This window comes from Sulfitobacter sp. G21635-S1 (assembly GCF_027213915.1).
GTDB lineage: Bacteria > Pseudomonadota > Alphaproteobacteria > Rhodobacterales > Rhodobacteraceae > Sulfitobacter.
The window spans coordinates 37,061-59,279 of the sequence record NZ_JAPWGV010000024.1; the positions used below are offsets into that span (position 1 = coordinate 37,061).

14 protein-coding genes are annotated in these 22,219 nt (G+C 62.8%); 6 read left to right on the forward strand and 8 right to left on the reverse strand.

The window, feature by feature from the left end:
- Positions 1-176 precede the first annotated feature (176 nt).
- The 4 genes from O4H53_RS20265 to O4H53_RS20280 all read right to left on the reverse strand — a co-directional run bounded on the left by O4H53_RS20265 (position 177) and on the right by O4H53_RS20280 (position 8,797).
- Positions 177-1,367, reverse strand: coding sequence for an HlyD family type I secretion periplasmic adaptor subunit (locus tag O4H53_RS20265; protein ID WP_269366710.1), 1,191 nt, complete (start codon positions 1,365-1,367; stop codon positions 177-179).
- Positions 1,364-3,595: an ATP-binding cassette domain-containing protein gene (locus tag O4H53_RS20270; RefSeq protein ID WP_269366713.1), complete on the reverse strand. Its 2,232-nt coding sequence runs from the start codon at positions 3,593-3,595 to the stop codon at positions 1,364-1,366. Before O4H53_RS20270 ends, O4H53_RS20265 begins: the two co-directional genes overlap by 4 nt.
- Positions 3,592-4,914 (reverse strand): TolC family protein, encoded by a 1,323-nt coding sequence (locus tag O4H53_RS20275; protein WP_269366715.1) that lies wholly within the window; start codon positions 4,912-4,914, stop codon positions 3,592-3,594. The genes O4H53_RS20270 and O4H53_RS20275 overlap by 4 nt, the downstream gene beginning before the upstream one ends.
- Positions 4,915-4,990: 76 nt before the next feature.
- On the reverse strand, positions 4,991-8,797 hold the full coding sequence (locus O4H53_RS20280; RefSeq protein ID WP_269366717.1) for an Ig-like domain-containing protein: 3,807 nt from the start codon (positions 8,795-8,797) through the stop codon (positions 4,991-4,993).
- A 307-nt stretch (positions 8,798-9,104) separates the two neighbouring features.
- Between O4H53_RS20280 and O4H53_RS20285 the strand changes: the two genes are divergently transcribed.
- From O4H53_RS20285 to O4H53_RS20305, 5 genes are all read left to right on the forward strand, one after another.
- Positions 9,105-11,099, forward strand: coding sequence for a CocE/NonD family hydrolase (locus O4H53_RS20285; RefSeq protein WP_269366719.1), 1,995 nt, complete (start codon positions 9,105-9,107; stop codon positions 11,097-11,099).
- A 121-nt stretch (positions 11,100-11,220) separates the two neighbouring features.
- Positions 11,221-12,819 carry an ABC transporter substrate-binding protein gene (locus tag O4H53_RS20290; RefSeq protein WP_269366721.1) on the forward strand — a complete coding sequence of 533 codons (1,599 nt, stop codon included), beginning with the start codon at positions 11,221-11,223 and terminating at the stop codon, positions 12,817-12,819.
- Positions 12,820-12,835: 16 nt separating this feature from the next.
- Positions 12,836-13,792 (forward strand): ABC transporter permease, encoded by a 957-nt coding sequence (locus tag O4H53_RS20295; protein ID WP_269366723.1) that lies wholly within the window; start codon positions 12,836-12,838, stop codon positions 13,790-13,792.
- A 52-nt stretch (positions 13,793-13,844) separates the two neighbouring features.
- Positions 13,845-14,660, forward strand: a complete 816-nt coding sequence (locus tag O4H53_RS20300) for an ABC transporter permease (protein ID WP_269366725.1) — start codon at positions 13,845-13,847, stop codon at positions 14,658-14,660.
- Complete coding sequence (locus O4H53_RS20305) at positions 14,657-16,294, forward strand: ABC transporter ATP-binding protein (protein ID WP_269366727.1); 1,638 nt, start codon at positions 14,657-14,659, stop codon at positions 16,292-16,294. Before O4H53_RS20300 ends, O4H53_RS20305 begins: the two co-directional genes overlap by 4 nt.
- Before the next feature lie 793 nt (positions 16,295-17,087).
- On the opposite strand, the gene O4H53_RS20310 is transcribed toward O4H53_RS20305, so the two are convergent.
- Both O4H53_RS20310 and O4H53_RS20315 read right to left on the reverse strand, forming a co-directional pair.
- Positions 17,088-17,921 (reverse strand): hypothetical protein, encoded by an 834-nt coding sequence (locus O4H53_RS20310; RefSeq protein WP_269366728.1) that lies wholly within the window; start codon positions 17,919-17,921, stop codon positions 17,088-17,090.
- Between the two features lie 6 nt (positions 17,922-17,927).
- Positions 17,928-18,119, reverse strand: coding sequence for a hypothetical protein (locus O4H53_RS20315; RefSeq protein ID WP_114275911.1), 192 nt, complete (start codon positions 18,117-18,119; stop codon positions 17,928-17,930).
- Between the two features lie 193 nt (positions 18,120-18,312).
- Between O4H53_RS20315 and O4H53_RS20320 the strand changes: the two genes are divergently transcribed.
- Complete coding sequence (locus O4H53_RS20320) at positions 18,313-19,149, forward strand: alkaline phosphatase family protein (protein ID WP_269366731.1); 837 nt, start codon at positions 18,313-18,315, stop codon at positions 19,147-19,149.
- 147 nt (positions 19,150-19,296) lie between these two features.
- On the opposite strand, the gene O4H53_RS20325 is transcribed toward O4H53_RS20320, so the two are convergent.
- Both O4H53_RS20325 and O4H53_RS20330 read right to left on the reverse strand, forming a co-directional pair.
- Positions 19,297-20,259: an alpha/beta hydrolase gene (locus tag O4H53_RS20325; RefSeq protein WP_443069621.1), complete on the reverse strand. Its 963-nt coding sequence runs from the start codon at positions 20,257-20,259 to the stop codon at positions 19,297-19,299.
- A complete protein-coding gene (locus O4H53_RS20330; RefSeq protein ID WP_269366735.1) occupies positions 20,244-22,109 on the reverse strand; it encodes an acyl-CoA synthetase in 1,866 nt (621 codons plus the stop codon). Before O4H53_RS20330 ends, O4H53_RS20325 begins: the two co-directional genes overlap by 16 nt.
- Between the last annotated feature and the right edge of the window lie 110 nt (positions 22,110-22,219).

Genomic DNA, 22,219 nt, shown 5'->3' on the forward strand with positions numbered 1-22,219 from the left:
GAGCAGTGGGGCTGTAGCTGTAGCTGTAGCTGTAGGATGACATCACCCATTTGCAAAAGAAGACATGTCAAAAATGACATGTCATCATTTGTTGGCTGTGTCGAAACGGCAAAGCGAGGTGTCCCGCAATCCGCTGTCGCACCACTGTTCGCCTGCCGTACAGATGCGGCCCAATCCTACGGCTCGCGGAAAGCCTCGCGCGACTTGTACAAAGGTTTCAGCAGATATTGCAGCACCGTCTTTTCGCCGGTGTGCAATTCCACGCTGGCCTGCATCCCCGGCCTGATCTGCAAGGACGCCTGCCGTTCCGTCAGATGCGCGGTATCGACCTCGACCGTGACCTTGTAATGCGGGTTACCGTCGGGATCGCGGGAGCGTTCATCCTTGAAGGTATCGGCCGAAATCAGCTTCACCCGCCCCTTCAGCGTGCCGTAAATCGTGTAGTCATAGGCGCTCAGCTTGACCGTCGCCTCCTGCCCCGGACGCACGCCAGCGATGTTCTCTGGCTTCACCCGCGCCTCGACAAACAATTCCTCATCCAGCGGGATGATCTGCAATATCTCCTCGCCGGGGCGCACCACGCCGCCGATGGTGGTCACGCTGAGGTTGTTGACGATCCCGCGCATCGGGCTGACCAGAATGGTGCGGTTCAACTGGTCCGTGCTGGCCTTGAGGTTCTGGCGCAGGGTGCTGAGTTCCTTGAGCACATCGGAATATTCCTGCGCCCGGTCCAGCTCCGATTGGGTCACGATCTCATCATATTTGATGCGGGCGTCCGCATGGACCTTGCGGGCACGGGTGGCCTCGATCATCGACACGATCTTGCGCTCCAGCAGATCATCCATCAACTGCCGTTCCTTGGTGGCTTCGGCCAGAACCCGCTTTGCCCCCTCGGTCCGGGAAACAAAGTCGGATTGCCGCGCCTGCAAGAGCGCGCGTTCGGAGGCCACGATATCCGGCGTGCGCGCGGCCAGTGCCTCCGGCACGGTGAAATCGAACTGGCCCGCCAGTTCCGCCTCCAGCCGCAGACGGCGGATCTCGAAGGCCGAGATCTGGTCGCGCAGATCATCGACCGAGGATTTGAACTGTGTCCCATGCAGGCGCGCCAGCACATCGCCCTTTTCCACCACGTCCCCCTCTCCCACTGCCAGTTCGGCCAGGATGCCGCCCTCAAGGTTCTGGATGATCTGGGGGCGCGAAGAAGAAATCATCGACCCTTCCGCGCGCACGATCTCATCGACCCAGGCAAAGGCCGCCCAGATCACGAACAGCAGCACCGCCGCACCACACAGCCAGATCACCGCAGAAGGTCCGCGCATCTCGCGGCCCAGCTGCGCCTCAAGCTGGGTGGGGTTCACAAAGGTCATGCGGCATGCCCCTTACTCTTGCTGGCGATATGGTGCAGCACCTTGTCCTTGGGGCCGTCGATGGTCATCCGCCCCGCCTGAAGCACCATGGTGCGGTTGGTCAGCGCCAGGATCGGCGCGCGATGTGTCGCGATGATGGCCGTGCGACCCGCCATCCAGCCCTGCAACCGGGCCACCAGCGTGGCCTCAAGGGTCTGGTCCAGGGCCGCGGTCGGCTCGTCCAGCAGGCATATTTTCGGATCCTGCAGCCACAGCCGCGCCCATCCGATGGACTGGCGCTGCCCGATGCTCAGCCCCGCGCCATTGTCCTTGATTTCAAGGTCCAGCCCCTTGGGATGCGCCTGCACGAAGGGGCCAAGCCCCGCAAATTCCAGCGCCTTCATCAGGCGGGTATTGTCGCGTTCCAGCATGGTCAGGTTCAGGTTGTCGCGCAGGCTGCCTGCGAACAGCCGCACATCCTGCCCCAGATAGCCGATCAGTCGCCGCAGATCGCGCGGTTCGATCTGGCTCATTTCCGTGCCGTCGATCATCACCCGCCCGGTTGCCGGCGCATAAAGCCCGCTCATCAGTTTCAGCAGCGAGGATTTGCCGGAGCCATTGGCCCCCAGCACGGCAACCTTCTGCCCCGGCAGGATCGCCAGACCTTTTATGTCAACGATCGGCGCGCCGTCGTCCTCGTAGCGGAAGGTCACGTCGCGAAATTCGAAATGCCCTTTCAGCGTCTCACGCCGCAGATAGCTGCGGGTCTCATCGGCATCCTGCGGCGCCTGGGCCACCGCCTCCAGCCCGTCGAGGGCGGATTTCACATTGCCCCAGCGCGCCATCGTTCCGGCAAGCTGGGTCAGCGGCGCCAGCGTGCGCCCGGTAAGGATGCCCACGGCAATGATCGAACCCACGGTGAATTCACCGGCAAAGACCAGATAGGTCCCCATGATCACCGCCGTGACATAGGTGGCCTGCTGCACCCCCTGGCTCCAGAAGGTCAGCATCGAGGCCAGCTTGCGCTGCTCGGAGGATTTCATCGCCGACAGCATGTTCAGTTCGGACCACAGCCGCATCACGCGATCCTCGCCGCGCTGGGTCTTGAGCGTATCCAGTTCGAATATCGTCTCATGCAGCAGGCGCGAGGATTTCGCCGATGCGCCCTGGGTTTCCTGGGTCAGCCGGATCATCCGCTTTTGCAGGAAGAACCCCGGCACCACCATCAGGATGCCCCCCAGCACCAGCACCCAGACGACATTGCCCGCGATGCTGGCCACGAGGAACAGGAACACAAAGATGAACGGCAGATCCGCCAGCGTGCCTACGGTCGAGGCGGTGAAGAATTCCCGCACCGATCCGAATTCGCGCATGGCCGAGAAGACCTGGTTCGGGGCCTGCCCCCGGTTGTCCGACCGCATGCCCAGGATGCGCCCCATCAGGATCTGCAGCACCCCCAGTTCGATCTGGCGTCCCGCCCCGTCCATCAGCCGGGCGCGGGCGATCTTGATGAAAGCCTCCATCAGCAGGGCAAGGCCCGCGCCTGCGGCCAGCACCCAGAGCGTCGCTTCGGATTGATGCGGGATCACCCGGTCATAGACCTGCAGGGAAAACAGGGCCACCGCCACCGCCAGCAGGTTCGCCACGAAGGAACCCACCGCGACCTCCGCCATCTGGCGGCGAAAGCGTTCGAACTGGCCCCAGAACCAATGGGCCGGTTTGGAGTCCGTCCTGTGGGTCTCGGCCACTTTTTTCAACGGCGCTTCGGCACGCACGATCATGCCCGCAAAGAAGGGCTGGAATTCGGCAATGGGCACCTGTGCGCGGTTGTCCGTGCAGGTCTGGTCAAAGACGATCAGATCGCCGCGCGACTGCCCCAGCACCAGCAGAACCTGTCCCGATGTCATATAGGCCAGCGCGGGCCAGAGTGCGGGCGTGACGCTTTCCACCTTGGCGACCTGTGCCAGCAGGCCCAGAGATTTCAACCCATGGCTGATCGCCGCGGCCTCTGCCGCCGGCCCCGCGCCTTCGCGTGTCACGCTGCCGATGCTCTCGAAGAGGTCCCGCGCAACGGCGTCGACCCCCAGCAACCCGGCATAGGTCGTGGCCAGCCGCGCACGGGCCGCGATACGGTCCTCGAACCGGTTGGCATTCTGGGCGCGGGCCACGGCAGCAACGGGATTTGCCGGGGCAATGCGGCCCTGGTTGCCATTGGTGATGGTCAGGGTAAAGGCGCGCTTGTCGGTCAAATCTGATCCCCGTCTGCCAGCACGCCCAGAAGTCTGGCCATATCCAGCCGCAGCCGCACCACCTCGTATTTCAGGCTGACCTCGGCCTGCTGCTGGCGGGCGAATGTCTCGTAGACGCCCACCACATCCATGACCTGCCGCTGGCCCGCATCATATTGCTGTTGAAAGAGATCAAGGTTCCCCCTGGCCTGCGCCGTGAGGCGGGCAGCCTCCGTGGCCTGGCGCGATTTCGCGGCAATCTGGCTTTCCAGTTTTCGCAAGCTGCGGGCGGAATCCTCCTGCGCCTGGGCGACCCGGCGGGCGGCGGTTTCCTTGGCGGCCTCGATGGCCCTGAGCGTGGCCCCGGTGCCAAAACCGATCAGGCTGTCGCTGGTCACCCGCAGACCGACATTGGTGCTGTCCCCGACGGTGCCCCCGGCAGAAAGCCCCGGCAGCTGGCCCGCGCGTTCCACCTTGGCCCTTGCGATGCTGCGGGTTTTCTCCGCCTCGGCCAGCACTACAGGCAGCGGCTGGGCCGTACCGGCGCTGACTGCGAGCTCCGGGACGCCGCGCAGGTCGGAAACCGGCTGGATCGCCATTGCGTTCAATTCCGCCAGGGATGTCCGCGCAAGTTCCGCATTGGCGGTCTGGGTGGCGCGGATCTCGGCCAGTTTCTGGCGCAGGATATTGAGGTCGGACATGTCCGATACGCCGCCGCGCACCCGCTCGCCCATCACATATTCGAAATGCCCCATATCGCGCAGCGCCGCCTCTGACAGCACCGCTTTCTCGCGCGCTTCGGCGGCGGTGACATAAAGCGTCAGCCCGGTGTGAACGCGGTCGTTGGTATCCACCGCAAGGGTCACGGCCGCAACCTCGACATCGGCAATGGCAAATTCGCGCTCGCCCTTCTTGCGGCCATTGTCGAACAGGACCTGATCCACCACCAGGTTGGCCACCACCGACCCCAGCGAGGTCAGGCTGATGTCGGGCCCGATGCGCGGCAGCCAGTTCATGCTTGCCGCCTCGGAGCGCAGGCGGGCGGCGCGCAGCTCCGCCTCCGCCGTGCGGGAATTGGCGGCCAGAACCGCCTTTGCCACCTGGTCGAAACTGCTGCCCGGCGGCAGGGCAGAGCGGCGCGCGGCCAAGCCCTGGATAATCTGGCTTTCGGCGTTCACTACCTCGCTGTGGGTCTTCCGGCCCGGTGCCAGCGGATCGGCGAACCTGGTGCGCGAAACGATGTTGTCCGCCACCCAGCCATTTCCCATGTCGGAAAGACAGCCCGACAGGGTGGCTGCAATCGCGCAGGCCCCGAAAGCCCCTTTTACACCGTATGTCATGCCCTGCCCTCAATAGCCGGTTCGTTCCGGGGGCGCGGATCATTTGCCGCCCGCGCCTCCCTGGTCGTGTGTCGGCTCAGATCACCACTGTCACATCGTCGTCGATGTAAAGCGTGCCCTCCTCGCCCAAGGTATAGATGTCATAGCTCTGACCGTCGCGGATGGTGGACCCGGTACGCACCGCACCGGTGACCGTCACCGTATCGTCGGCACCGCCGTCGATCTGCAACTCGTTGGTGTTGGAGGACAGGTCCAGCAGCGTCGCCTCGTTGATCGTCAGATTGCCTTCTTCGGCAAAGCTCAGATCAATGGTTTCGATGTTGTAATCGCCCAGCACATCCGAATTCAGCGCAACCTCGGAGTTCACGGATTCGTCGTCCAGCACCACGTAGGTGCCGGATGTATTGCCCGCATCATCGGTGGCGGTGATCACCAGATGCGACCCGTCCGGGACCTGGGTGCCGAACTGGAAGTTGGTCTCGTTGATCTGCGGGATATCCACGGATGTGGCGTCGACCTCGGTCACCGTGCCGTTGTTGTTGACCTGGTGGACCTCGATCATGTCGTCATTGATCTCCGTCGAAATGCCCCGGATGCCGTCGCCGTCGCGGGTGTAGGAGGCGATGACCGGACCTTCGGGCGCATCGGTGTCGATGGCCAGGGTGTCCGACAGGGTTGCCACGTTGCCGACAGCATCGGTCGCGGTGACCACGATTGCCGCGTCATAGGTGCCCGGACGGATCGCGCCCGGCGGAATGGTCAGGGACCAGTTGCCAACCGCATCGACGGTTGCGCTGTGGTTTGCCCCGTCGAAGTTGACCACGACGGTTGAACCCGCCTCGACCTGACCACCCAGGTCAATGCCGGTGGCGGCCTCGGCGGCAGAGGCCACGTTGTCGGCCCCGCCTCCGGTTTCGGTCATGTTCAGCGGTACTACCTCGGTGTCGACGCGGATGCTGTCGGTCACGGTGGCGGTATTGCCCGCGGCATCCGTGGCCTGGACCGAGACATCGGCGTCATAGGTGCCCTGGGCGATCTGGCTGGCGGCATAATCGGCGATCCAGTTGCCATTGGCATCGACCACCGCGTTCACCGCCACGCCGTTCAGGGTGACCACAACAGAGGTGGAGCCGACCTCGGTCGTGCCGGTGATCTGCACACCGCCCCCGTCAGTGCGTTCCAGCCCGTTGATCACCCCGTCCCCTTCGACGATCTCGGCATTGATGCTCAGGTTGTCCACCCGGGTGTCGACGGCCACGCTGTCCACGGCCTCCAGCACGTTGCCCGCGCTGTCGGTGGTGGTGGCGTGGATATCGGCGGTATAGACGCCGGGCGCGACTTCACCTGCGGCAAAGTTCGCGGTCCAGTTGCCTGCCGCATCGGTGGTCACGGTATGGCTGACGCCCGCCATGGTCACGGTCACCGCTGCGCCGGGGTTCGAGGTGCCGTTCAGCACGACGCCGTCGCTGGCCTCTGCCGCGTTCACCACATCGTCGCCTTCGACAGGTGCGGAAGAGATCGTGAGGATGCCTGCATCCCGGTCGATCTCCACGTCCTGCGTGATGGTCTCCACATTGCCTGCCGCATCGGTGGCGACGGCGGTCATGACCGCGGTTTGCGCGCCACCCGGAATCTCGGAGGAAGCGAAGGTGACTGTCCAGGTCCCGTCCGCCGCAACCGTCGCCGCATGGGTGGCAGAGCCAAGCGTGACAAGAACGGTCGAGCCCGGCTCAGTGGTGCCGGTCATGACAAGATCCTGCAAGGCTTCTTCGATGTTGATCACGCCATCCGCGCCGCCGGTTGTCCCGGTAAAGCCAAAGTCGCGCACCAGCGTGTCGATCTCGACCTCGCCGCTGGCGGTGGAGGTATTGCCGAAGCTGTCCGTCGCCACGGCGGTCACGGTCGCGCTCACTTCGCCGGTGGGGATTTCACCCGCCGCGAAATCGCAGGTCCAGTTGCCATCCGCATCGACTGTCGCCTGATGGGTGCCGGTGCCGAAGGTGACCATGACGGTCGATCCGGGCTGCGCGGTGCCGGTCAGGGTGACACCGTCCTGGCGTTCCTCTGCGTTGACGGTGCCGTCGCCTTCGACATTATCGGTGTCGATGGTGACATCCGTCACGGTATCGACCACCAGAACATCCGAAACACTGGTGCTGTTGCCATAGGCGTCGGTTGTGACGATCTGAACGTCCGTGCTGTATTCACCGGACTGCAGCGTACCTGCCGCCCAGGTGACCGACCATGTGCCATCTGCGGAAACCGTGGTGCTTTGCGCGATGCCCGCGATTGTCACCACGACCGAGGCGCCCGCCTCCCCCGTGCCGGTCAGCGTGACGCCGTCGGCAAAGCTGGTGGCGTTGAAGAAATCGTCAACCGACTGGGTGCCGCTGGTGACCGTGATGCCGGGGGCGATCGTGTCGATCTGCACCTCGCCCGTGGCCGAGGTCGCATTGCCATAGACATCTGTCGCCACCGCCGTGATGGTCGCCATCAGCTCGCCCGTGGGCACCTCGCCCGCGACAAAGACCGCGCTCCAGGTGCCTTCGGCGGTGGCGGTCACCGTCTGGGTGCCGGTGCCGAAAGTCACCACCACAGTGGCCCCTGCATCCGCGGTGCCGGTGACAGTCACACCGTCGTCATGCTCTTCGGCGTTCACCACGCCGTCACCGCCGATGATATCGGTGTCGATGGTGACGTTGACGACAGTATCCACGACCAGCACATCGGTGATGGTATTGGTGTTGCCGAATGCGTCAGAGGTCCAGACGGTCACATCGGTGGTATATTCGCCCGCCTCCAGCGTGCCGCTTTCCCAGGTAACGGACCAGGTGCCATCCTCGGCCACGGTCGTCGCCTGCTCAATGCCTGCGATGGTCACGACCACGGCCGCGCCAGCCTCGCCGGTGCCGGTTATGGTCACCCCGTCATCAAAGCCTTCGGCGTTGAAATAATCATCCACCGACTGGGTGCCCGATGTCACCTCGATCTGCGGCGGGGTTGTGTCGATCACATATTCCGGCCCGTCCAGGACCGTGCTTTCGCCCTCGGTGGTGACGGTAACCTCGGCTTCATAGGTGCCGTCGGGCGGAAAATTCTCGTCTTCGAAGACCGCTTCGAAAACGCCGTCTTCGTCGATGACCGTTTCGACCTGCTGGTCCCCAAGGGTGACGATGACGGTACTGCCCGGTTCACCACCGCCGGTGATCACCACCTGATGCGGCGCTGAATCGTCGCCGCCAATGTCGCTGGAACTGTCCGCGTCATCCACATAGGGCGCCGCCGGACCGGTGCCGCCGCCGGTGCCGCCTGTGCCGTCCGTACCTTCGCCCGCAGTGTTACCCCCGTTGGAGCTGCCGCCGCCAAGACCGCCAAGCACTGCCGCCCCGCCGACGGCTGCTGCCGCAGCGCCCGCGCCACCGCCCAGCAATCCGCCGCCCAGAAGCGGTGCCGCGAACATCGACACTTCATCGTCGGCTGCTGCCGCATTGGCCGCCACTTCGGTGCGGCCCAGATAGATCAGATCATCGGAGGGACTCCACTTGCCCCATTCTTCCGTCGGCCCGTATTGCGCGTAAAGCTCACCGCTGCCCGCGTCGACCAGCGAAACTTCGTTCAGATAGCCGTCTGCCGAGATGAACAGCCGGTTCGCGGCACCCGATGCGTTGAAGTAATTCTCGATCATGATGACCCGGCCATCGGCCAGCGTCAGCACCAGATCATTGCCCGCGCGTTGCTGCCCGGCCAGATCGGTCTGCCTGAGATTTAGGGAAATTTCCTGACCTGCTCCGGCCTGGATGACATGACTTTTCGCCTCTGAGGCGACAACACCACGTTGCAATCCGCCCGCGTTATCGCGGACGACGAAATCTATCGTCTTCATAGCACCACCACTCTACCTCAAAGTCCTCGTTCTATGCGGGACTTCTGTAATTGATTTTATGCGTGCCAGCCGTTCTATCGCCCGTGCACGTTTTTGATGTCCCCGGGATACTCCGAAAACCCTTTTGAAACTAGTGCCTTTTTCTCGCCTTAGTTCATTTTCAACCGCAAGGTGAGAGGCTTGTGGCACAATTCCGGTCGGTCAGAGGCGCGATTGCCAATAAGTCATAGGACATATCGCGGGTGCGAAAAATGATGGCATTCTCGCAACAGTTGACAATTTCCCGGGCGCGGCAAATGTCTGACGCATGGAGATTCCTCAAAACAGCCTGCGCGACATCACCGAAGAACCCGACCTTGGCATCACACTTTCCGACGGCTGCCGCCTCTCCGCCCGGATGTGGCGACCCGCAGATGCCGATGCCGACCCGGTGCCGGTCATCCTGGAATATCTGCCCTACCGTAAACGCGATGGCACTTGTGCGCGCGATGCGCTGACGCATCCGTGGTTTGCGCAGCGCGGATATGCCTGCCTGCGCGTGGACATGCGCGGCAATGGCGACAGCCAGGGCGTGATGGAGGATGAATATACCGCCCAGGAACAGGCCGACGCGGTCGAGGTCATCAACTGGGTCGCGGCACAGCCCTGGTGCAACGGCAATGTCGGCATGATGGGCATCAGCTGGGGCGGTTTCAACGGATTGCAGGTGGCCGCCCTGGGCCCCGATCCGCTCAAGGCCGTGATCACCCTGTGCTCCACCGTGGACCGTTTTGCCGACGACATTCATTACAAGGGCGGCTGCCTGCTGAACGAAAACCTCGGCTGGGGGGCGACCATGTGGTCCTATTCCTCCCGCGCGCCGGACCCGGCCCTGCGTGCGGACTGGCGCGAGATGTGGCTGGAACGGCTTGAGGCGGAACCCTTCCTGCCGTCGGTCTGGCTGCGCCACCAGCGGCGTGACGCCTATTGGCGCCATGGTTCGGTGATCGAGGATTACCCCGCGATCAAGGCGAAGGTGCTGGCCATCGGCGGCTGGGGCGACGGCTACAAGAACGCCGTGCCGCAACTGGTGGAGGCCTTGCCGGGGGCCAAGGGTATCGTCGGTCCCTGGGTTCACAAATATCCGCATTTCGCGATCCCCGAACCGCGCATCGGTTTTCTGCAAGAGGCGCTGCGCTGGTGGGATCGCTGGCTCAAGGACATCGACACCGGGGTGGAAGACGACCCCGATTACCGCGCCTATCTGATGGACGGGGTGCGCCCCGCAACCTGGTATGAACACCGCCCCGGCCGCTGGATCGCGGAACCGAGGGGTGCCACGTCTCATCTGCCCGCCACCACCCTGCATCTGACCGACGGCGGGCTGACGGACGCCGCCGCGCCGCTGGCGGCCACCGTCTCCTCACCGCCCCATTGCGGGGCGGATGCGGGTGAATACTGCGCCATCTGGCTGGGCCCGGAACTGCCCGGCGACCAGCGCAGTGACGATGCGCTGTCCACCACCTTCGACAGCACCCCGCTGGAGGCGGATATGGATATTGTCGGCGCGCCTCATGTCAGACTGACCCTGGCCAGCGACCAGCCGCAGGCGCAGATCGCGGTGCGGCTGAACCACATCCACCCGGATGGCGCGGCAACCCGTATCACCTATGGGGTGCTGAACCTCAGCCACCGCGACGATGCAGAGGCGGTCACCCCGATGACCCCCGGCACGCCGGTGGAGATCACCCTGGACCTCGACCACATCGCCTACCGCGTGCCGGCAGGTCACCGGCTGCGGCTGTCGATATCGGATGCCTACTGGCCGCTGATCTGGCCCAGCCCCGTGCCCACGCGACTTTCGTTGACGGCAGGCCGGATCGACCTGCCCCAGCGTCCGACGCCGGGCGGGGACGAACATCTGTTCGAACCGCCGGCCGCCGCCGACCCCTGGCAAACCGAAGAACTGCGCCCCGAAGCCCACATCAGGCGGCGCGAGGTCGATATGACGACGGGCGACATCACCCTGTTCATCGAGGATGACTTCGGCGCGGTGCGTGACGCGGACCATGGCCTGATCAACGGATCGGTTGCGCGCGAGGCCTGGACCATCAACCCCGATGATCCCCTGTCAGCCCGCGGCCAATGCCACTGGACCGATGAACTGGTGCGCGATGACATTTCGCTGCGGACGGAAGCCACCTGCATGATGACCAGCAGCGCAACGGCATTTCATCTCAATGCCCGCATCGAAGCCTATGAAAACGACGAACTGATCTATGCAAGAGACATCGAAGACAACATCCCGCGCGATCACATGTAGCAAAGGCGTCACGAAAACCGCGCTATTAATCCTTGCGACAAGCTGAGAAATGCGCAAACTTGACTCATCAATCAATAAAACGGGCGGACAAGCGCCCGATTCCAAAGGGGAGTATCAAATTATGAACGAACAACTGAAACATATGACCGGTCAGGTCGCCAAGGGCCTGATGACGCGCCGCGAATTCATCGGCCGCGCCGCGGCCCTCGGCGTGACCGCGGCTGTTGCCAACACGATGCTGGCTGAGCGTGCCCAGGCCCAGGAAACTCCCAAGCGTGGTGGCATGATCCGCATCGGTTCCTCAGGTGGTGAATCGACCAACACCCAGGACCCGGCCCTGACCGCTTCGGAAGTGCCGCTGAACAACCTCTATGCCTGGGGCGAAACCCTTGTCGAAGTCAGCCCCGACGGTACGCTTGAGCCCCGCCTGTCCGAAAGTTTCGAGGCCTCTGCCGACGCCAAGACCTGGACCTTCAAGATCCGCAAGGGCATCCCCTTCTCCAACGGCAAGGACATGACCCCCGATGACGTGCTGAAGACACTTCAGCGCCATTCGAACGAAGACAGCCAGTCCGGTGCACTGGGCATCGTCAAGGGCATCGCCGACATGAAGGTCGATGGCGACTACGTGGTGCTGGAGCTGGAGGAAGCCAACGCCGACCTGCCGTACCTGATGTCCGACTATCACCTGATCATCCAGCCGAACGGCGGCATGGACGATCCCGGGGCCGCCATCGGGACAGGTGCCTATACGCTTGAAATCGACGAGCCGGGCGTGCGCCACGCCTTCAAGCGCCGCGATGACTATTGGGACAGCGAGAACCGTGGCTTTGCGGACGAATTCGAACAGCTTGTGCTGAACGATGCAACCGCACGCACCGCGGCGCTGCAATCGGGGCAGGTGCATCTGATCAACCGCGTCGATCCAAAGGTTGCCGCCCTTCTGGCACGCGCACCGAACCTTGAGGTGCGCAACGTCTCCGGCCCCGGCCATTACGTTTTCATCGCCCATATCGACACCCCGCCTTTCGACAACAATGACCTGCGGCTGGCGCTGAAATATGCCATCAACCGCGAGGAAATGGTGGACAAGATCCTGCGCGGCTACGGCACCGTGGGTAACGATATGCCGATCAACAAGGCCTATCCGCTGTTCGACGAAAGCATTCCGCAGCGCGAACATTCCATCGAGAAGGCCAAGGAACATTATGCGGCCTCCGGCCATGACGGCAGCCCGATCATCCTGCGGGTCTCTGACGGGGCCTTCCCCGGTGCGGTCGACGCCGCAGCCCTGTTCCAGCAGTCGGCGCAGGCCGCTGGCATTCCCTTGGAAATCAAGCGCGAACCCAATGACGGCTACTGGTCCGAAGTCTGGAACGTGCAACCCTTCTGCGCCTCCTACTGGGGCGGACGTCCGGTGCAGGACCAGATGTATTCCACCGCATATCTGTCCACCGCAGACTGGAACGACACGCGCTGGAAACGGCCCGAGTTCGACGCCATGCTGAAAGAGGCCAAGGCCGAACTGGACACCGCCAAGCGTAAGGAACTCTATTCCAAGATGGGCCGGATGCTGCGCGATGAAGGCGGGTTGATCCTGCCGATGTTCAACGACTTCATCAACGGCGTCAGCAATGATGTCGGTGGCTGGATCGACGATCCCTACGGTGAGATGATGTCGAACCAGGCCGCAATCAAATGCTGGTTGAAGAACGCCTGATCGGGGCGTAGCGGAGATGCACCCGATCCTGAAACTCATTGCCCAGCGCCTTGCGCTGGGCATCCTGCTGCTTTTTGCGGCCTCAATCCTGATCTTCGCCGGCACGTCGATCCTGCCCGGCGATGTCGCCCAGTCCATTCTGGGGCAATCGGCCACCCCCCAGGCGCTGGCCAACCTGCGCGAACAACTGGGCATGAACGATCCCGCCCTGACCCGCTATTTCTCCTGGCTCGGAGGGTTCCTGCAAGGCGATCTCGGCACCGCGCTGACCAATGGCCGCGACATCGCGGAAAGCCTTGGCGGACGCCTCAAGAATACGCTGTTCCTCGCCTTCTGGGCCGCTGTCATCTCGGTGCCGCTGGCGATTTTCCTGGGGCTGCTTGCCGTCCGCTACAAGGACCGCTGGCCCGACAAGCTGATTTCGGCGGTGACGCTGACCACCATTTCCATCCCGGAATTCATGATCGGCTACGTCCTGATCTACTGGATTTCGATCCGGCTGGGCTGGTTTTCCTCTGTCGCGATCATCAACGACGGCATGACGCTGGGCCAGAAACTGAACGCCATTGCGATCCCCGTCATGGTGCTGACCCTGGTGGTGCTTGCCCATATGATGCGCATGACCCGCGCCGCGATCCTGAACGTGATGCAATCGGCCTATATCGAAACCGCCGAGTTGAAGGGCATGCGGATGCTGACGATCATCCGCAAACACGCCTTCCCCAATGCCATTGCACCCATCGTGAATGTGGTGATGCTGAACCTCGCCTACCTGGTGGTTGGCGTCGTGGTGGTGGAGGTCGTCTTTGCCTATCCGGGCATGGGGCAATACCTCGTGGATCACGTCTCCAAACGTGACGTGCCAGTGGTGCAGGGCTGCGGGCTGATCTTTGCGGCTGTCTATATCGGGCTGAACCTGATTGCCGATATCGTGTCGATCCTGGCCAATCCAAGGCTGAGGCATCCAAAGTGAAAACGGCGCAGAAGAAGCGCCTGACGGCGCACCAAGCTACGGAACAGGCTATATGAAAAATATTCCCATATCCGCCATGATCGGCCTGTTCTTCACCGGCCTCTATTTCCTCATGGCCATCTTCGCCCCGCTGATCGCCCCCTACGGCATGGCCGAAACCGTCGGCGACGTCTGGGAAGCGCCCTCGTCGCAGTTCCTGCTGGGCACCGACAGCATCGGGCGGGACCTGCTGACACGCCTGATCTACGGCGGGCGCACCACGATCTTCATCGCCACGATGGCCACCATCCTCAGCTTTGTCACCGGATCGGTCCTGGGATTCTTTGCCGCCGTCTCGGGCGGCTGGATTGACCAGACGATCTCGCGCCTTGTGGACCTGATCATGTCGATCCCCTCGCTGATCTTCGCGCTGGTGGTGCTCTCGGTCATGCCAACCACCACCACGATCCTCATCGTGTTGATGGGGCTGCTCGATTCCACCCGCGTCTACCGGCTGGCCCGGGCCGTGGCCGTCGACATCACCGTGATGGATTATGTCGAGGCCGCCCGCCTGCGCGGCGAAAAAATCGGCTGGATCATCTTCCGCGAGACGCTGCCGAATGCCCTGTCGCCGCTGGTGGCTGAAATGGGCCTGCGCTTCATCTTTGCGGTGCTCTTCATCTCGACCCTCAGCTTCCTCGGCCTTGGCGTACAGCCGCCGCTGGCCGACTGGGGCGGCATCGTGAAGGAAAACAAGGAAGGCATCAACTATGGCATCCAGGCGGCCCTCTACCCGGCCTATGCCATCGCCACCCTGTGCATTTCCATCAACCTGGTGGCGGACTGGATCCTGAACCGTACCACATCACTGAAAGGGGGCAGAGGATGAGCGATCCCCTCCTCAAGGTACGCGGCCTCAAAATCGGCGCGACCATCTATCCGCCCGGCGAACGGCCCCGCGACATCGAAATCGTGCATGGCGTGGATTTCGAACTGGAAGCCGGCAAGGTCCTGGGCCTGATCGGTGAATCCGGGGCCGGCAAATCCACCATCGGCCTGGCCGCCATGGCCTATGGCCGGGGCGGTGTGGAACTGACCGGTGGCGAAGTCTGGGTCAATGGCCGCGACATCCTGCAGACCGGTGTCGGCGACGTGCGCCGCCTGCGCGGCGGCGAGGTCACCTATGTCTCGCAATCCGCCGCCGCCTCCTTCAACCCGGCCAAAAAGATCATGGAACAGGTGACAGAGGCCGCGATCCGCCAGGGCAAGTTTTCCCGCAAGGAGGCCGAAAGCCGCGCGGTGGAACTGTTCGGCAAGCTGGGCCTGCCCGACCCCGAAACCATCGGCAACCGCTATCCGCATCAGGTGTCAGGCGGTCAGCTGCAACGCTGCATGACAGCGCTTGCGCTTTGCCCCGAACCCGACCTCGTGGTGTTTGACGAACCCACCACCGCGCTGGATGTGACCACCCAGATCGACGTGCTGGCCGCCATCAAGGAAGCGATCCGCGACACCGGCGTTGCCGCGCTCTATATCACCCACGACCTTGCCGTCGTGGCGCAGGTCAGCGACCACATCATGGTGCTGCAACAGGGCGCGATGGTCGAATATGGCACCACGGACCAGATCATCAACAACCCGCAGGAAGAATACACCCAGGCGCTGGTCTCTGTCCGGTCGATCCAGCACGAGGAAAAGCAACCCACCGACAATCCGCTGCTGCGGGTGGAGAACATCACCGCGCGCTACAGGGGCACCGATTTCGACGTGCTCAAGAACGTGAACGTGGAGCTGCACCCCGGCCAGACCCTTGCCATCGTCGGCGAAAGCGGTTCGGGCAAATCGACGCTCGCACGGGTGATCACCGGCCTGCTGCCACCCAATGAGGGGCAGATCGTGTTTGACGGGCGCAACCTGTCGCCCGCGCTGGCGCAACGCAGCTACGACGACCTGCGCGAGCTGCAGATGATCTACCAGATGGCCGACACCGCGATGAACCCCCGCCAGACCGTGGGCACGATCATCGGACGGCCGCTGGAGTTCTATTTCGGCCTCAAGGGCAAAGCCAGGCAGGAGCGCATCCAGGAACTGCTGGACGAGATCGAACTTGGCGACGGCTTTCAGGACCGCTATCCGGCAGAGCTTTCGGGCGGGCAGAAACAACGCGTCTGCATCGCCCGCGCACTGGCGGCCAAGCCCAAGCTGATCATCTGCGACGAGGTGACATCGGCGCTCGACCCGCTGGTGGCCGACGGCATCCTGAAACTGCTGCTCAAACTGCAAAAGATCGAAGACGTTTCCTATCTCTTCATCACCCACGACCTGGCTACGGTAAAGGCCATCGCCGACAGTATCGCGGTGATGTATCAGGGCGCTGTCGTGCGCTACGGCTCGAAATCGCAGGTACTGGCCCCGCCTTTCGATGCCTATACCGAACTCCTGCTCAGCTCGGTGCCCGAGATGAAACTGGGCTGGCTGGAGCAGGTCATTGAAACCCGCCGCATGGAAAGCGCCGGGAATTAGGTCGCGTTTTTCACCGAAAAAACGCGACCAGTGCGACCAAGCGTCTTTTCAAAGAAAAGGCGCGGGGAGGCACCCGGTCAAGTTCAACCCCAGCGCAGCCAAGCGTTTTTCCCCGAAAAAACACGACCAGTGCGACCAAGCGTCTTTTCAAGGAAAAGGCGCGGGGAGGCACCCGGTCAAGTTCAACCCCAGCGCGGCCAAGCGTTTTTCCCCGAAAAAACGCGACCAGTGCGACCAAGCGTCTTTTCAAGGAAAAGGCGCGGGGAGGCACCCGGCAGGTCCGGGCCGCCTTGCTCCGCTTTGCCCTGCCTCTACCTGTCGCATGCCATCCGAAAGCGACACAAACCTACGGATTTTCTGATTCCTGTCGGAAGGCCGTGCCCAGCAATCCCGCCTCGAATGCCAAGCATTTCCGACCCAACCGGACCTTAGGTGAAGCGCACGCGAGGGTTCGTTATGCGGACTTTGCTGCCATCAAACACGAGCACCCAGGCCCGGAACAAGCCGAAGGCGCCGGGCCATCGCCTGCCCGCCCCTCGGGTAGGCGATTTGGTGAGGCTGGGTGTTCCCTCGTTGGGATTCATCACGGTTGAGAAATAAAGTGGCATGAACATAGCTCGGCATCGCCCACCCCGGGCAGGCGCTGGCCCGGCTGACGCCTCATGTAACTCCGGACTCTTTCCCGCCGTTCGCTGCAATTTCCGCGGATGACCGCTTCGCCCCTGCGCCTGACGTAGCACAGCGATCCGGGTCAGCATGTGACACAAAAGTCGGTTTTGCTTGGCAACTGCCCCTACCCCGCGCAGCGCGCAGCATAGGTCTCGATCAGCCGCCGCGCCGCCCGGTCCTGCGCATCCTCTGCCGGGGTGCCGTCCAGCGTCCAGACCTCCAGCGCCTCGACCAGCGGGCCGATCCCTTCACAGGGCTGCTCATAATAGAGTTCCATTTGCACCCGGTACTGCAGGATCGTGCGCCGCTGGGCCTGCGCGCGGGAGGAGACGGCGACCTCATCCGTCATCGCATAGGCCGCGCCCAGCTGTTTCCGCGCTGCCGCAAGGTCGAAGGCATCGCCCTCCGCCCCCAGGATACGGCCCTTGAACAGCGCAAGTTCAACCCGGTCGGATGCGCTGCGCGCGCTGCTTTCCAGCGTTTCCGCGATTTGCCAGGCATCCTTTGTCCGGCCCTGAAGCAACAGTTGATCAGCAAGGATCTGCGCCTCCGAGGGTTGAAAGAAATCCGGCTGCTGCTGCCAATATGCGAAAGTCTGACTGCCCAGCCGCTGCCGCAACCCCGCATTCGCCGCCTCGAAACTGCCGGCCCCCGAAATTCCATCTGCCTCGTTCAGCGCATAGGCCTTTTCGTTCAGCTTCTGGATTTCACGCAGATTGCTTTCGATTGCGCTGATCGTGGCGCGGTCCTGCCCCTTAAAGCGCAGGTAGACATCGTCGTAAAACGTGTAGCAGGCCAGCACGAAGGCCAGCGGCAGGCCGGAGAGTTTGACCCAATCCTGCCAGCTGTTGTCACTGTACCACCGCTTGTCGCGGCGGGCCTCATCTGCGGAACGCTCGAACGCGCTGAGCCGGGCGCGCAGCCGGTCGTTTTCTGCGCGCAGGTCATGATCCGGCACTGGCGCTTACCAATGTTCTGATTTTGCGTGCCCGCAACGGGCACAGTCAAATCCACCGGGAGGATCGACATAGCTGGGGCATCCGCAGCCCGATGCGGTGCATTTGCCGGTGCCCATTGTCGGTGCATCCTCGCCGGTGCCGCCTGTCCGTTTCAGCGGCAGTGTTTCGGCATCTGTCTCCAAGGTCCAATGTTTCATGAAAAACCCCCTGATTCCAATCCCGCGATGCTATCACAGGTTGGATTTTCGCCAAAGCGGGCAAGCGAGGCATTCCGGGTCAGCAAAGCACCCTTATGCCGGGCACCGCGATCACGCGGCTGTTTGACCACGGGTTACCCGTTGCACCGCACCCGCGCCTGCGATCATATGACCGCAAACAGGGAGGCCCGACATGGACAAGAAACTGCTGCTGATCATCCTTGACGGGGTGCCATACCGCAACTGGCGCCGCCTGTTCGGCAACCTCGAAGGCTGGGTGCAATCCGGCGATGCCCGCGTCTGGAAAATCCGGGCGGTGCTGCCCTCGATCTCGGCCTCCTGCTATGCCTCGATCCACACCGGCGTGGCGCCGGCCGCGCATGGTTGCACCGGGAACGGCAATGTCTTCCGGCTGGGGCATAAAGACGTGTTCAGCCAGGTCCGCGCAGGCGGCGGCGTGACGGGCGCTGTGGCGCATTCCTTCTGGTCGGAGTTCTTCAACCGCCACCCCTTCGACTATGTGCGTGACATCGAATACGACGAGCCCGACAGCGACACGATCAACCACGGGCGGTTCCACACGATGACCGGCTATGGGCAGGTCAACCAGATGACCCCCTCCGACGTGGATCTCTTTGCCACGCTCACCAATCTGTGCCTGCGGTTCGGGCTGAACTACGGCATGCTGCACACCTGTACCCTGGACAGCATGGGCCACCGGTTCTTCCACGATTGCCAGGAGATGGACCACGCCTGCGCCGTGATGGACGAGATGCTGGCGCCCTTCATCTCCAAATGGATGGCGGCAGGATATGAGATCATCGTGACCGCAGATCACGGTCAGGACGAGCGCGGCCACCACGGCGGGCGGGGCGAGCTGCAACAGGATGCGGCGCTTTATTATTTCGGCCCCGCCGAAGGCCCCCGCGCGGATACCGTGATCGACCAGTTGCAACTGGCCCCCACGATCCTGCACCGCCTTGGCGCGCCGGTCGCGGATACGATGAAGGCGGCGTCCTTTCTGAAGTGACACGCCGGGTCCCGGCGTGTTCAGAAACGCCGATCCGCTTTCTTCAAAGAAAGCGATGCCAAGGGCTCAACGCCACGCGCCTTGCCACCCCCGGAGTCTTCAAAAACTCCGGCCCGTTCTTTTCAAAAAGAACGGAATCCGAAAACCTCACATCTGCGCGTCTGCATAGGGCCAGTCGCCCCGTCCCAAAGCCGCGATCCCCTCCACCACCTTGTCAAAGAATGCCGCCGCACGGGAGGACATGGCGCGGGCGCGCAGGCAGCCATGTACCATGCCGGGCTCATTGAACCAGACCGCCTGCCCGCCAGCGCCGCGTATCGCGTCGCGATAGGCCCCGCCGTCGCTGGCAAGCGGATCACATTCCGCCGTGATCAGCACGCTCGGCGGCAGGCCGGTGAAATCCGTGTCATTCAGTGGGGCAAATCGGGGATCATCTGCCGGCGGCTCCCCTTCACCGACGCGGACCTTGAGGTAGAACGCCAGATCCGCGGCCGTAAGCTGTGGCGCATTTGCATGCTCCACATAAGACCCCTGCCCCCGGTCACCGCCCAAACCGGGATAGATCAGCAGCTGACCCCTGATCCGGCCCGGCAGCAACTGACGCGCCTGATGCGTCACCGCAGCGGCAAGGTTGCCGCCCGCGCTGTCGCCCGCCATGACCAAAGGACCTGGGTGAACCTTCGCGATGGCTTCGAAAGCGGCACAGGCATCGTTGAAACAACCCGGAAAGACCACCTCGGGCGCCAGCCCGTAATCGACCGAGATCACCCGGTATCCCGTGCGGTCACAGATCGCGGCGCAGATGTCGTCGTGGCTGTCCAGCCCGCCCACAACAAAACCGCCGCCGTGGTAATAGACCACCGTGACATCCGACGCCGTCTTCTCGTAGATCCGGCAGGGCACCGCGCCATAGGGGATGTCCCGCACAACGATTCCTGCGGGCCGTCCCTGATCAAAGAGGCGGCACATCCGGTCATAGACCTGCCGCTGCTCCCTGATCGTCATCTCGACGGCATCCGGCGGATAGGCGGCATCAAGCCGCGCAATAAAGGCCCAGGTCTCGGCGTCGATCAGCTGGTCATAATCCGGGGCGTTCACGCCTCCTCCCATGGCCGGGTAAAGCTGTCGAGCACGGCCCCGACGTCCTGCGGCGCGGCACCGTTCATGGAAATCCTGGCGACCAGGCCGCGTTTCTTGTCGTCGACCACATGATCCACCCGCGCGGCACTGCCCGCCGCCGTCAGCGCGGCATCATAGACACGGGTGATCGCATCCTTGCGCAGATCGGGTTTGAAAATCTTGCCCACCGCCGTTTTCGGCAGTTCCTTCATGATGGTGACATGTTTGGGCTGGGCCGCACGTTCGTGGACCTTCTCGCTGCAATAGACCAGCAATTCCTCTTCCGTGACCTCTGCCCCTTCGACCAGTTCCACATAGGCGCAGGGGATTTCACCCGCATGGGCATCCGGCTGTCCGATGGCCCCTGCAAAGGCGACGGCATCATGTCCCAGAAGCGCCTCTTCGATCTCGGCCGGGTCGATGTTGTGCCCGCCGCGAATGATCAGGTCCTTGGACCGGCCGGTGATCCACAGGTAGCCGTCCGCATCCATCCGGCCCAGATCACCGGTGCGCAGGAACTTGTCCTTGTAGTACAGATCCTTGTTCTTGTCCGCTTCGGTATAGGTATTGCCGACATAGACACCGGGGTTCGAAACGCAGATTTCCCCCACCTCGTCGATGCCCAGTTCCTTGCCGTTGCTGACGATCTTGATCTCGGTATAGGGGAAGGGAATCCCGATCGAGCCCACCTTTTTCAGCCCGTCCACCGGGTTGCCCGAAATCAGGCAGGTTGCCTCGGTCATGCCATAGCCCTCGACAATCGTCATGCCGGTTGTCTTCTCGAACCGGCGGAACAATTCCAGCGGCAGCGGGGCAGAGCCGGAGAACGCCGTCTTCACGCTGGAAATATCCGCATTGACCGGGCGCTGCATGGTGGCGGCAAGGGCCGTCGGAACAGAGACCACAAAAGTGACCTTCCAGCGTTCCACCAGCTTCCACAGGTTGTCGAACACGCCCTCGCCGCGATAGCCCTGCGGCGTCGGGAAAACGATATGCGCGCCCGACGACAACGCCCCCAGCAGCATCACCTGGCAGGCCATGACATGGAACAGCGGCAGCGGGCAGAGCATCACGTCTTCTGCGGTCAGCAGCAGTTCGGAGCCGATCCAGCCGTTGTAGATGGTGCCGGAATAGAGGTGCTGTGCAACCTTCGGCATGCCGGTGGTGCCGCCGGTGTGGAAATAGAAGGCCACGCGGTCTTCCTGCACGTCCTCAAAGGTCAGCTCCTTGGGTTGCTTGCTGATCTCGGCGTTGAAGTTCAGGTACTTCGCCTGATTTCCCACCAGCCCCTTGGGCCGGATCAGTGGCACGATCCAGGATTTCGGCGGCGTCAGGTAGCGCACAAGGTCCACCTCAAGCACCGTATGAACCCCGGGTGCAAGCTTGACGGCTTCGGCTGTCTTTTCGGCCACGTCGGTCTTGGGGAAAGGCCGCAGGGTGACCACCACCGATGCCCCGGTCTCACGCAGGATCGAGCCGATCTGTTCGGCGTCCAGCAGCGGGTTGATGGGGTTGGCGATGCCGGCCACGCCGCCCCCCAGCAGGGTCAGAACGGTTTCATTGCAATTGGGCAGGACATAGGCCACGACATCCTTCGGGCCGATGCCCAGAGACCGGAACAGGTTGGCCGTCTGGCTGACCTTGTCCTTGAGCTGGGTCCAGGTAAAGGTCTCGGCCTTGTCCTTGGGGCCGGAAAAGATCTGGTAACTGATGGCCTTGTGGTTCGGAAACTTTGCCGTTGTCCGGCTGATCAGACCATAAAGCGTTTTTGGCAGATCACGCTCTGCCCAGGGCATTTCGCCTTCGATCTTCTTGCGGTCTTCGATACCACTGTATCCCATGAACAATCCTCCCCAAATGCCGGTTTCCGGCTGAATTTTTCCTGGGTCAAAGGATGCGATGAAACCGGGTAATTCGCAAGGCAATGTCCACCCGCACCACGGTCAAATGA